Genomic DNA, 12,298 nt, shown 5'->3' with positions numbered 1-12,298 from the left:
TCCGTTCAAGCGAGCGTGGATAAACCATTTGTTATCTCACGGCGGTGACGCCGCCGGAAGCTTCTTCGGTGCGGGGAGCTACGGCGCGGGCGACCGATGGTAGGTATACCCATCCAGGTACGCGCAATCGAACTCCGTGATCGGGGTGGCGCCGGGATCGAGCGGGTCGACGCCCGTGGCGAAGATCTTGCCCTGGCAGCTCGCCGTGAACATGTCCTTGTCCGGCGCGAACACCAGGACGTAGTCGACGACGGCGATCCCGGAGAACGCGGGCGCTGCGCCGGTCAGATCGAAGTTGAGGTTGAGCGTGCGCAGGGAGACCGTATGGTCCCCCGCGCGTCTCCAGGAGCCCAGGCTGTCGCTGAACGTGAACCCGCCGGCGCCGAACGTCACCTGATCCGAGAGGGTCATCCCGGCCGTGCCGTCCCGGTGAAGGTGCATGATCTCCGCGCGATCCGGGAGGCTCGCCACGTAGGTCCCGGAGAAATCCGTGCCCTCCGCGAAGGCGCCCCCGGCGTTCGCGACCAGCCCCCCGATCGCTGCAACGAGCGCCGTGGCCGCGAGATGAATTCGAGAGATAGGCATCGCTGTAACATCCTTTGTGTTGAAACGCTCATGCCATCGCGCGTGCTTCGGCTGCCGACGGGCCGTGGATGGAGAGGTCGTCCTTGGCGGCGTCCCGGCCGGGACGTCGCCGCCGGTGCGATTCATCGCGGGCCCCGCGTTGCCCTCTTGACGGGGCGGAGGCGCGTATGCCGTGGCTGCCCACCGTAAAGGTCAGCTCCGTGCGCTATCAGGTTGTTTCACTGTGAATTCGCTGTGAATCGCATCGCCAGGTCGGCGCTCGCGCCGCTCCTCGCGCGCGCCGCGGCGGAACGGCCGGCGTGGGGCGAGGCGCCCCCCCGGCTGTCCTCGGGGGTGTAAAACCGGTCCGACGCACGCTGTTGCGTCCACAAGGGCCACGGGTGAGGATGCCCACACGAATGAAGCGTTCTCCGCAAGGCGCCCAGCGCGCGGCCTTCGTGGCCGAACTGGAGCGGGTGGTGGCGAGTCCGGTGTTCGGTGGGTCGGCGCGGCAGATCCGGCTGCTCCGTTTCGTGGTCGGCGAGACCCTCGCGGGGCGCGGCGCCGAGCTGCGCGCGCCTCTCCTCGCCACCCGCGTCTTCGAACGGCCCGAGGGCTTCGACTCCGTCGAGGACTCGATCGTGCGCGTCGAGATGAGCAAGCTCCGGCGCGCCCTCGAGCGCTGCTACGCCGCGAGCCCCGCCGCCGCGGTGCGCATCGAGCTGCCACGCGGCCGCTACGCCCCCGTCTTCGTCACGGGGCCGGCCGCGACCGACCCCGCCCAGCCCTCCGTCGCCCTGCGCCCCTCGATGGACTCGCATCCCGCGCATGGGCCGGGTCCGACGTCCCTCCGATCGGGGGGTATCCCGGACAGCGCCGACGGGCCCGTGGTCGCGATCCTCCCCTTTACCTCGATCACCGCCGTCTCCACCTCCTCGAGCGCGGCCGCGCCGGGGAGCGAGCCGCCGGAGCCGGGCGCTACGGGCACGCGGGGCTGTACCGTCGCCCGCGGCCTGACCGACCGGCTCGGCGACCTCTTCGTTCGCGCCCCGCGCGTGCGCGTGCTCTCGCGCGCCGCCACCCTGGACGAGGCCGAGGCGAGGGGTGCGCGCTACGTGGTCGAGGGGTGCGTGCGCCTCGAACGCAGCGCGCTCCGCGTGACGGTCAAGCTCCACGATACCAGGCGCGGGATCCAGGTCTGGGGCAGGACGTTCGACCGCCCCGACGTCGACGACCGTCTGTTCGCCGTCGAGGACGAGATCGCCCGCGAGATCACCACCCTGCTCGTCACACTGCCCCTTGGCGCGGTCCATGCCATCGAGTCCGAGGAGCGCTCCGTCCACCCGCCCCGCTCGGCGTATGAGGTGCTCCTGCGCTTTCCCCGGTGGCTCGCCACCTTCGATCCCGACCTGCAAGCCGCGCTCGAGGAGCACTGTGCGCGCTTCCTCGACCTCGACCCCGATGACGGGGCGCTGCTGGCGTATTCTGCGTTCTTTCAGGTGCTCTCGTCGTGGACGGCGGCCGGCAGGGATCACGACCTTCGCCAGGCCGAAGGCCGGGCGCGCCGGGCCGTGGCGCTCGAGCCCAAGCTGGCCAATGCCCACCAGGTGCTCGCGTTCGTGCTGCTCGACGCCGGCGACGGCCCGGCGGCGCTGGCCGAGGCCGAGGTCGCCCTGAAGCTCGGCGGGCCGCTCATGTTCACGGGCTTCCTGCTCACGCTTGCCGGTGACTGGGAGCGCGGCACCGCCATCCTCGGCAAGCATCAGGGCTGGACGAAGCGCTATCCCGGCGTTGTCCACCACGCCCTCGCGCTCTACGCCTGTCGCCGCGGCGACTACGCCGCTGCCCTCAGCGACGCCGAGGCCATCGCCCACCCGACCCTCGCCTGGAGCGCGCTCGACCGCGCCGTTGCCCTGGCCCGCCTCGGCCGCTTGGCCGAAGCCCGCGCCGCCGGCTGCGAGCTCGCCGCCATCCTGCCCGAAGTCGCGCGGGCTCCCCGGGGCGTCGTCAGCCGCATGACAGCGGACCAGGCCCTGGTTGACGATCTCGTGGAGGCGCTCGCGCTCGCAGGGGTCGGTTGAAGGAGGAGACGGCGGCGGAGGAGCGCTGCGACCGCGCGTGCTGGCGTAGCGTGCCCTCGCGGCTGCCTCCGCCTGCCTTGGGATCGCCTTCCCAGGCGCACAGCCACCCGCTTCAAGGCTTGAAACGCCCGACTCGGTCGCCTAGCCGGCGATCTCGAGCCTTGAAACGGCTCGCTGGGTCGCCGAGTCGGCCGTCTCGAGCCTTGATCTGCCCCGCTGGCCCGCCGAGTCGGCCATCTCAAGCCTTGAGTTGGCCGACTCGGCGCCCGAGTGGCCCGCTGCAACGCTTGCGTCAAGCCTTGCAGCGGGCTGCGGGCTCATGCATCCGGCGAGGCGGCCGGCTGGGCCGGCGAGGCGGCCGGCTGGGCGGCGGGCGCGACCGACTGGGCGGCCGGCGCGACCGGCTGGGCGGGTTGCGCCGCCGGCGCGGCCAGCTGGACGGGCGGGAGCGCGTCGCTCACGCCGCTCACGCGGTGGACCTCGGCCAGGTCGTCGAAGAGGAGCGGCAGGAGCTCGGGCTTGCCCAGGTGGGCGAGCAGCCCGCGCACGAGGCTCTTGTTCGCGTTGTAGACACCCAGCCAGGCCTCGCGCGCGGTCGACACCTCGGGGCCGAGCTCGAGCCGCTCGACGCGCGTGGCGCGCTGCTGCCGCTCGATGATCCCGAGCTTCTCGTGCGCCTCCCTGAGCTCGGCCTGCCACACCTCCGCGCCCCGGATCTTCTCGCGGTGCTTCTCCAGCTCGTCGGCGATGTGCCCGACCGCCGCGGTCAGCTTCGTGATCCGCCGGCGCGCGAGGACGCTCGGCATCTCGCCGCGGAAGAACACCTTTGGATCGACCGGCCTGCCCTTGAGCGAGTCGAGGTACGAGGCGAACCGCACGATGACGTCCCGCGCCTCCTCGAGCACCGCGCCGCTGTCGAGCTCCGGCGCGGGCCTGGGCTGGCGATCGAGGACGTCGGACATCGCCTGATCGGCCATGAGCTGCTTGCCGATCGCGAACTCGACCATGCCGTCGAGCGCAGGGAGCTTGCCGATCAGGACAGCGGCCATCTGCTCGCGCGCGAACTTACCGTAAATCTTCGTCTCGAAAGGATCGATGTAGGGGTCTGCCACAGGCGCCTCCTTGGGTTGAGCCAAACGAGCCGATGCTCGCCGAGCGCGGCTGCCCTTCGCAAGACCATGGCAGGAATCCGACGCACGGGGGTCGCGCCGGAGTTGCCCGGAGAGGTTCACAGGAAGGCGAGAAGCCGGGAAGATGATTGAGCTTTTCTGCTGGCCTTCCCGCCTTCCCGCCTTCCTGTTGAAATCCAGCCACCCCCGGCGCCGGCGTGGACCCCTCGGGCCTGAGCGACGGGCGGCAGCCTTCGCCTTCGCAGCCGACCCCCACCGCGTCACTCGGGGCGCGCGGAGGCCGGCCGGCGTCGCAGGAGCGCCTCGCGGGCAGCTGCGTGGACGCCCCGGGGGAACTCGCGCCGGTGTTGCTCGAGCAGCCGGCGCGCCGCGTCTCCTCCTCCCGAGGTGAGCGTCGCGATGGCCTCTCGCCACAGCCGGTCCTCGCGCTCGGACAGGGCGCCGCCGCCCTGGAGCGGATCGGGCGCTCGCCGCAGGCTCGACGGGCTGCGGCCTGTCGCCTCGGGAACGCCGCCCGCGGCTCCGGCGGCCTGTGGATCCGGCGGAGCGCCGCCCGCGGCGCCGGCGGCCTGTGGATCCGGCGGACGCGCCGGAGCCCAGGGGAGGGCCCTGCCGCGCTGAACGGCCGCCTGGAGCTGCGGTGAGCTCCGCGAGCCCGCGTCGGCTGGCGGCGTCGCAACATCGCCTGTCCCACCCGGGGCGAACAGCACGAGAGCGCCCGCCGCGACGCCGGCGGCGGCGTTGGTCACCGATCTTCCGACAGCGCGTGTCGCCACCCGCGATATGCTTTGCGAGCTCGCTGCCTGGCTGGCATCGCCGCGGGACGGCGCGCGCCCGAGGGCGCGGCGAGCCCAGCCGAGCAGCCGCCGCAGCGGGCCTCCGTGGACCGGCTCCGACGACACGCGCGCTTCGCCCGCGCCGAACGCGATGGCGAGCGGCGCGAGCAGCGCGCCTCGGCCGCGGTTCCGCGCCCGCCATCGCCGCGCGGCGGCGTCGAGGCTCAGTCGCGCGAGCCGGAGGTGGTTCCACGCGGTGTTGCGCGGGATCGCGCGCTCATCGGCGATGACCTGGACCGCCTCCTCCTCCAGGTCGTGCGCGACGAGGATCTCACGCCGCATCGGAGGGACGTCCAGGAGCAGCTCCGCGAGGAGGTCGCTCCGTTGCGCCTCGATGAGCCGTGTCTCGGAGTCCGGCGCATCGCTGGGGAGCCCGTCCAGCGCCTCGTCCGGCCACAGCGCCTCGTGTCGGCGATGGGCGCGCTTGCGCTCGTTGGAGGTGAGGTTGAACGCGATCCGCAGGAGCCAGGTGCGCACGCTGGCGAGGCGGGGATCGAACCGGGGCAACGACCGCGCGGCGCCGTGGAAGATCTCCTGGACCATGTCGTCCCGATCCGCGCCCCGGAAACCCCGCCGCTCCACGTAGCGGCGGATGGCGTCCTGGTGCTCGGCCATGATCGTCTCGAGGGTGAGCGGTGAGCCCTCGGCGGCGGCGTCGGTCTTGCGAGAAGGTTTCCCCATACCAGTCCAGTTACGTGGCGCGTCTGTTCGACATTTGGAAAACGTCGAGCCGGACCGGGCCGATCCAGGCCGATCGCGCTCGCGTGTGCGCGCTCTGGACCCTGCCGTGGAGGGGAGCGCGGAGCATTCCGGAGGAGCTACCAAAATTGGCTGACGGTTGAGCTGATTTCGTCGTTCGCTCCGGGCCAAGGCAGCTTGACCGCATGGAGTCTCACTCGTAGTGTGCCGGCGAGATGGACTCCACGGGCCGGTTGCTCCTCGCGGTGGCCGCCGCATCCGTCGTGTGGAGTCTCGCGGCGGTGGCTGCCGGCGAAGATCGTCCTGCTGGACCGTCCGGAGCGGCTGCGGCGCGCTCCGGGGCCGAGGAGGCGTTTGCGCGAGGCGAGAGGGCGCGCCGCGCGAGGCGGTGGGCGGAAGCCGAGGCGGCGTATCGCGCCGCGTGGCAGGCGGATCCGCGGCCGGAGGTCGCGGGGGAGCTCGGGCTCTCCGAGCTCGCGCTCGGGCGGTTCCGGGATGCGGCGGAGCACCTGCGGGAGTCGCTGCTGGAGCCGGAGACGCTCGCGGCGGCGGCGCGGCGGCGCTTCTCCGACGGGCTCCGGCGGGCGGAGCGCGAGGTGTCACCCGCGACCGTCGCGGTGAACCGGCCCGAGGCCGAGGTGTTCATCGACGGCCGGCGGATCGGCAGCGGACAGGGCATGTACTTCGTTTACGTCGAGCCGGGGCGGCACGAGGCGCGCGGCAGGCTCGAGGGGTATGTCGATGAGGTCTATCCGTTCGAGGCGCAGCGGGGCCGGGAGGCGATGATCGGCCTTCACCTGGAGCCCAAGCCCCCGCCGCCGGTTGCGGCTGCGCCTGCGCCGGCCGCTGCGCCGGTTGCGCCTGCGCCGGCCGCTGCGCCCGGGGGGCCGTCGGCGGGCACGGTGTTCCGCGTCGGCGGGATCGCGCTCGCATCGGCCGGGGTTGTGCTGGGCGCGGGCTTCGCCGTGGCAGCGGCGGTGCGCGGCGAGGAGGCGGAGGCGCAGGCCGCTCAGATCCGCCGGCGCAACGGGGCGGCGGCGTGCTTGTCCAAGGCAAACACCGAGTCGTGCGGTGTGCTGCTCGGGATGAACGAGGCGCGCGACACGCTGAAGGCCGCCGCATGGGGGAGCTTCATCGGCGCCGGCGTCGTCGGCGCGGTCGCGCTCTCGTCGCTCCTGTGGGCGCCGGAGCCGGGAAAGCGCGCCGTGCGCGCGGCGCCGCTCGCGGCGAGCCATGGCGGGGGCGTGATCTTCTCCGGCAGCTGGTGAGGCTGCGCCGGAGCCGGAAGGAGCGGTGCTGATGCGGAGCGTGCGGCAGAGAGGGCTGGCAGGGCTTTGCCTCCTCGGCTTCGGAGGGGTGGCGGCGGCAAGCGGGTGCGGCGGCGCCGGGGAGTACGACTGCGCGGAGGCGGTCAAGTGCGAGATCCGGAACGACAACGGCACAAGCAATGGGCACTGCTGGGGGCAGTGCGTCCACGCGCCGCCGGACTCCTTCGGCGCGCCGGAGCTCGTCTGGACGGGGCCCGAGGTGCTCGCGCCGGCGTCGTGCGCCGAGCTCGTGCGGGTCGTCCCCGGGACCGGCGAGCGGATCCCTTTCGGCGGCGCCACGCGGACGCTCTTCGCGCGGGCCATGCCGGAGCCAACGCACGGCTGCCCCGCTTGCGCTTGCACGGCGCCGGCGTGCGCGCTCCCGCAGACCGTGACGGCGAGGGCGATCGAGGCGTGCGGCGACGGCAGCGCGGGGACGCAGACGTCGTTCCTCCCGCCGGCAGGCTGGGATGGATCGTGTGTGTCGCCCGGCACGGTGGGGCCGGAACAGCTCGGCTCGCTCTCGATCGGTCCGGCGATCTGGGAGCCGTGCACGCCGATCGTGGCCGACGAGCCCCCGCAGCCGCAGCCCCGCTCGGCAGGCGTGGGCGAGGTCGCCGTCGGGTGCGGCGGTGTGGTGGAGGCGGAGCTGTGTCCGGGACAGGGGGAGCTCTGCATGATCGAGCAGCAGCCGGCCCATCTGCCCGACGGCTGGCGCCACTGCATCGTCGGGGAGGGGGATCTCGGCTGCCAGCAGCCCGAGGGAGGAGCGGATCCTCGGAAGATCTTCTCGGACAGGCTGGGGGTATTCTATGAGGACCTGGTGACCGCGCCCGCGTGCTCGCCGTGCACCTGCGAGGCGCCGGCGACGAGCCGGTGCGAGGCGCTCGTGGTCGCCTGGGAGGACGGCGCCTGCAGCGACATACTCGTCGGCGTCGGTGTGACCGAGCATGGGATCTGCCTGGTTCCTGAGCCGATCTCCAGCCTGGGCAGCGTGAGCGCGACGTGGCTCTCGAACGAGCCCGGGACGTGCAAGCCGACGGGCGGTAAACCCGACGACAAGGTGGACGGCAAGGCCCATACCATCTGCTGTCTGCCGAAGGCGCTCGAGGCGCCGTGACGGCTTGGTCGAGAACACCGGCGGTCGGTTGGGCGCGCCGCCCGCAGCACGAGGCAACCGAAGGTTCAGGGTGTACGGGCTCCTCGGGAGCGCGTGGGGAAGGCGGTGAGGTCGCGATGACTTGGAACAGAAGGTGGTGGCTCCTGCGCGCGTTGATCACGCTGTCGCTGGGGGGCCTGGGCGGCGCGCTGGTCGCGGGCGGCTGCGGCAGCGCGGAGCCGCCGTGCGGCGAGCCGTGGAATCCCTGCCTCATCACCAACGAGGACGGCACGAGCAACGGCGTCTGCGGCGGGAAGTGCGTGATACAGCCGATGGAAAGCTTTTACAACCCGATGCTCCTGTGGATCGGAGACGCTGACGACCCCGAGCCGGCGTGCGAGGACCTCACCGGCTTCGACCTCCAGAGTCGCGATACGGAGAAGATCGCCCCGAGGCGGTCCTTCGGGTTCCGGACGCTGCTGCCGGGAGACGAGCCCTGTCCCACGTGCAGTTGTAGCGTTCCGTACTGCTCCATGCCGGAGATCGTTGCGGCGCACTCGCACGCGTCGTGCGAGAACACCCCGGCGGCGACGCTCAGGCCGTTCAATCCGCCGCGGAACTGGCGAGGCGAATGCACGTCTCCGGGGACCGTGCCGGCAGAGGAGCTCAGCGCGATCTGGATCGCGCCGGGGCCGGATGGCTCGTGCACGCCGTCCACCGTGGGCGAGCCCTCTCCGCCGAAGAGCCCTGCGAAGATCGCGGTCGCGTGCAGTGGCGTCGTGACGAGCAATCGGTGTCCGGAGATCGGCGACGTGTGCATGGTCAACCAGCAAGAGACCAACGTGCCCTCCGGGTGGCGGTACTGCATGATCTCGCGGTACGAGGGGCCTCGCGAATGCTATCCGCCCGCCGGTCCCGGGGAGCGGCCCAGGTTCTCGGACAGGCTCACCTTCTATGACCAGGACCTTGAGCGGAGCTGCGAGCCGTGCGTCTGCGTGCCCAGCCGCACGCCGAGGGAGTGCATCGCGCGGGTGAGCGCCTACTCGGATCGCGCGTGCAGCGAGGACGCGCTCCTCGGGACGACGACGGTGACTGCCGGCGGAGCGTATGACTGCCTGCGTCCCGAGGAGGATGGCGCGGCCCTCGGCAGCATCCGCGCCGAATGGGAGGTCAACGAGCTGGGGCTCTGCGAGCCGGCCGGCGGCGAGCCGCGCCCGACCACCGTCTGCTGCCTGCCGGATCCCGCCGGATGACGCGGCCGTGAACGGCAAACGGCCACGCGGACGCGGTCCTCTTCGATCACCCCAGACTGCACGCGGCGGCCTCCGCCCGGCCGCTTCAAGCGGTCGGCCGAGCTCTGCCCGCTCGCTCTTCGGTCCATGGAGTCTCTGTTCGGATCGGACTGGAAGCGCGCGGCGCGAGAAGCCGCGTCCTACGCGCGCGCTCTCAATCAGGAGTTCCACCCTCGTAGCGGCACCTGACGGGGAGCATCCCGCTCCTCGCTAGAGCGGGCGGCCGATCCGGGCGCGGATCTGCGCCCGGACATCCTCGGGAAGCGATCGCAGGTAGTCGTCTGGGAGCAGCCGCAGCACCTCGTCGGGAGCCAGGAGGAGCCGCTGCTCGGGCGTCAGCCCCGCGACCCGCTGCTCGGGCGGCAACCCGGCGAGCAGCTCCTCCATCGGCAGCGCTGGCAGCAACGCCTCGATCGGCAGCTTCGTCAGCAGCGTCCGCAGCACCTCGTCGAAGCCTTCCAGCTCGCGCATCGCCATAGCGCTCTCCTCTGCACCGACCTGCTCGGCCAACCACCGGCGGGCCTCGAGCGTTCGCGCCGCACCGTGACCGAGCAAGTGTAGCAGATCGTCGTCCTCTTCGTCGGCCACCGTGGCGAGCTCGACCACGTACAGCGCGAACGCTCCTCCCTGGAGCTGCCAGTAGCCGCCGGCGAGATCGCGCCAGACCAGCCCGAGCGCCGCGGCATCGGCGTTGAGCGAGCGGGTGCGCGATGGCAGCAGCACCACGCCGGCCAGATCGGCGCGCGGTCCGAGCCGCGCCGCCGCGTCCGCGTAGTGCAGCGACAGGTAGCCCCAGAGCCGATCGAGGTTGCGGCTGCGGTACGTGCGCCGGACGCTCTTGAACTCGACGATCGTTTCCCTGGGCAAGAGCGACCAGAGCCTCCGCAACGTGCCGGCCGGCTCGCGGGCCTCGCCCGGCGCGTCGTTGCGGAGCAGGAGGTAATCCGCACGCGGCGGCTCGGCCGAGAGGGGCACCTCGCTCTGGACCTGGAAGTTGCGCGGGCGACGCTGGCGCAGCAGCGCGGCGAGCAGCACGTGCCAGGCGGTCCGGGTCGAGCCCATGGCGCCGCTGTACTGGGCAACTCCGGGGCAGGACAAGAAAACATGACCGCGAGAGGCCTCTCACGTCCATGTCTCATCGCATTACGACGACAGGTAAGCTTTCGTCACGCCTTCTTCAGGAGCAGGCGAATCGCGCAGACACAGGGGCCGCCGCCCCCGATCGGGCGCAGCGGCCGATCGCCGGCCCCGCCTACTTGGCGAAGGTGGACCCATTCCAGACGTACCGCACCGGCTGCGCTCCCCCCCACGGCAGGAGCAGCGGCTCGAAGCCGCCGACAGGGCCCTTGTCCTGGTTGAACGGATACGTCTGCTCCGTCCACTCGATGGCCCGCCCGGGGGCGAGCTCGATCCCCACCTTGTCGTCCACGCGCACGAACTTGAGCTCGCCGGCGATCTTCTTGCCGTCGATGCTGCGCGCGACCTCGGCCGCGAAGATCCGCTGGATGCTCTCACCCTCGAGCCGGAAGATGAGCACCACGTCGCGATCCACCGTCCCGCCGCCCGCGTCCTTGGGCGCCGCGGCGCGGACGGTGCCGTGGACGATGATCTCCGCCTTGCCGTCGCCGGTGAGATCGCGCGCGCTCACCGAGCGGATGTCGCCCGGGGAAGCGAACTGCGCGAGCGTCATGAACGCGTACCCGGCGCCGCCCCGGAAGCCCTTCCCGAACACCACGAGATCGCGGTCGTGCAGGAGCACCCGCTCGGGCTCGCGACCCCCGGCCACGTCGGCGCCGAGATCGAACCGCGGCTTGCTCGTCGAGGCGCCGCGGTCGCGCCGGTAGAGCGCGTACACCTTGTCGAGCATCTCCGCCGGCGACAGCCCGGGCGGCTTCGCCGCGCCCCGCGCCTCGTCGGCCTTCGCCGCGGGGCGCGCCGCGGTCGGCGCCTGCCGCTGCTCGCTCGCCTTCGTGAACACCCCCCCGGTCAGCTTGTAGAGCTGCGACTTGATCGATCCCCACGGCAAGAGCAGCGGGTCGTACGTCGTCTCCACCCCCTCGGCGTAGTTGCTCGCGTCGTACCGGGTCGCCTTGCCCGGCTCCACGCGGATCGCCATCCTCGCGCCGTCGGGCACGAACTCGACCTCGTTGACGACCGAGCCCTTCTCCGTCGAGATCGCGACCTCGTGCTGGAAGATCGGCTTCGGCGTGTCGCCGGCGCCGAACTGCACGACGTGCATGACCTCGCGGTACCTGGCGCCGCTGCCGGAGCGCTTCCTCAGGATGAGCTCGGCCTGGCCGTCGCCCGTCAGGTCGCGCGCCGTGAGCGACGGCAGCATCCCGTCGCTGGCGTCGACCCCGAGGTCCTCGAAGTAGTACTGCGCCCCCTTCCGGAACCCGGGGCCAAGGACGACAAGGAAGCGCTCGTGCACGATCACCCGCTCTCGCATCGCGTCGCCGGCGACGTCGACGACGAGGTCGTACTTCGGGGCGCCGCGGATGCCCTTGCTCCTCAGCAGGCCGTCGGTGAGCGCGAGCTCCGGCTCGGTCGCGAGCGGCGACAGCGCCCCGTACGCCTCCGAGGCGGCGCTGCCGACGATCGCGTCGACCCCCCCGGCGCCGTCGGCGTCGTGGACGAAGAGGCCCGCCCGCAGCCCGACCCGGGTCGTCGCCGCCTCGGGGAACGCCGACCAGGGGACGCTCGCCTCCAGCGTGTACCCGCCGCTCCGCGGCGCCTCGATCACCTTCGCCCCCGCCACCGCCTTGCCGCCCGGGAGCTTCACGCTGCCCGCGGTCTTGCCCGGCTGGCCCGGGTAGAGCGCGACCTCGCGGACCTTCCCGCCCGGGAAGCCAAGGACGAGCTTCACGTGATCCGCGCCGCCGCGCAGCGCGTCATCGGTCACGTCGGCCGCCACGTAGATCCGCGCGTCGTCGTAGGCGATGGCCGCATGCGCGGCGAGATCGGCCTTGCTCGGCTTGCCCTTCACCTTGATGCCGAGGGAGGTGAGCGCCACCGGCCACTCCTTCGGGATCCCGTCGAATTTGAGCCATTTCGACTCGACGAGCGGCGCCGCGAGCGGCGCGCCGGCGGCGAGGGCGGGGGGAGCGGCGACCGCCAGCACGGCCAGCGCGGCCGGCGCGAGCGCGGCGAGGCGGAAACCGAGGGCCGGAGCCCCCGGCGCACGGAGATAGGGTGTTCTACGTCTCATAAGCTCGGGTTTGGACGCCTCTCCGCGCCCGCTTGTTCTTACCACGAGCACTTTGTTTCCGGATCGCTTCGCGCGCGGGCCC

General features: G+C 72.1%; 9 protein-coding genes. 4 read left to right on the top strand and 5 right to left on the bottom strand.

What is annotated here, in order from left to right; all coding sequences use genetic code 11:
* Positions 1 to 78 precede the first annotated feature (78 nt).
* Complete coding sequence (locus WMF28_RS27400) at positions 79 to 585, bottom strand: hypothetical protein (protein ID WP_437596275.1); 507 nt, start codon at positions 583 to 585, stop codon at positions 79 to 81.
* A gap of 398 nt (positions 586 to 983) precedes the next feature.
* Between WMF28_RS27400 and WMF28_RS27395 the strand changes: the two genes are divergently transcribed.
* A complete protein-coding gene (locus tag WMF28_RS27395) occupies positions 984 to 2,645 on the top strand; it encodes a hypothetical protein (RefSeq protein ID WP_437596274.1) in 1,662 nt (553 codons plus the stop codon).
* 317 nt (positions 2,646 to 2,962) lie between these two features.
* On the opposite strand, the gene WMF28_RS27390 is transcribed toward WMF28_RS27395, so the two are convergent.
* Together WMF28_RS27390 and WMF28_RS27385 are read right to left on the bottom strand one after the other, a co-directional pair.
* On the bottom strand, positions 2,963 to 3,757 hold the full coding sequence (locus WMF28_RS27390; protein WP_437596273.1) for a hypothetical protein: 795 nt from the start codon (positions 3,755 to 3,757) through the stop codon (positions 2,963 to 2,965).
* A 278-nt stretch (positions 3,758 to 4,035) separates the two neighbouring features.
* A complete protein-coding gene (locus WMF28_RS27385; protein ID WP_437596272.1) occupies positions 4,036 to 5,292 on the bottom strand; it encodes an RNA polymerase sigma factor in 1,257 nt (418 codons plus the stop codon).
* 233 nt (positions 5,293 to 5,525) lie between these two features.
* Between WMF28_RS27385 and WMF28_RS27380 the strand changes: the two genes are divergently transcribed.
* The 3 genes from WMF28_RS27380 (at position 5,526) to WMF28_RS27370 (ending at position 8,969) form a co-directional block, all read left to right on the top strand.
* Positions 5,526 to 6,578: a hypothetical protein gene (locus WMF28_RS27380; RefSeq protein ID WP_437596271.1), complete on the top strand. Its 1,053-nt coding sequence runs from the start codon at positions 5,526 to 5,528 to the stop codon at positions 6,576 to 6,578.
* A gap of 31 nt (positions 6,579 to 6,609) precedes the next feature.
* Positions 6,610 to 7,737 (top strand): hypothetical protein, encoded by a 1,128-nt coding sequence (locus WMF28_RS27375; RefSeq protein ID WP_437596270.1) that lies wholly within the window; start codon positions 6,610 to 6,612, stop codon positions 7,735 to 7,737.
* A gap of 116 nt (positions 7,738 to 7,853) precedes the next feature.
* Entirely contained in the window at positions 7,854 to 8,969 is a 1,116-nt protein-coding gene (locus WMF28_RS27370; protein WP_437596269.1) for a hypothetical protein, read from the top strand.
* Between the two features lie 249 nt (positions 8,970 to 9,218).
* On the opposite strand, the gene WMF28_RS27365 is transcribed toward WMF28_RS27370, so the two are convergent.
* Together WMF28_RS27365 and WMF28_RS27360 are read right to left on the bottom strand one after the other, a co-directional pair.
* Positions 9,219 to 10,070, bottom strand: coding sequence for a hypothetical protein (locus WMF28_RS27365; protein WP_437596268.1), 852 nt, complete (start codon positions 10,068 to 10,070; stop codon positions 9,219 to 9,221).
* Positions 10,071 to 10,260: 190 nt separating this feature from the next.
* Positions 10,261 to 12,216 carry a hypothetical protein gene (locus WMF28_RS27360; RefSeq protein WP_437596267.1) on the bottom strand — a complete coding sequence of 652 codons (1,956 nt, stop codon included), beginning with the start codon at positions 12,214 to 12,216 and terminating at the stop codon, positions 10,261 to 10,263.
* Positions 12,217 to 12,298: the final 82 nt, after the last annotated feature.

It is taken from the genome of Sorangium sp. So ce590, assembly GCF_051521365.1.
Classification (GTDB): domain Bacteria; phylum Myxococcota_A; class Polyangia; order Polyangiales; family Polyangiaceae; genus Sorangium.
Note: the sequence above shows the minus strand (reverse complement) of the source record. Positions and strands in the feature narration are given on the sequence as shown.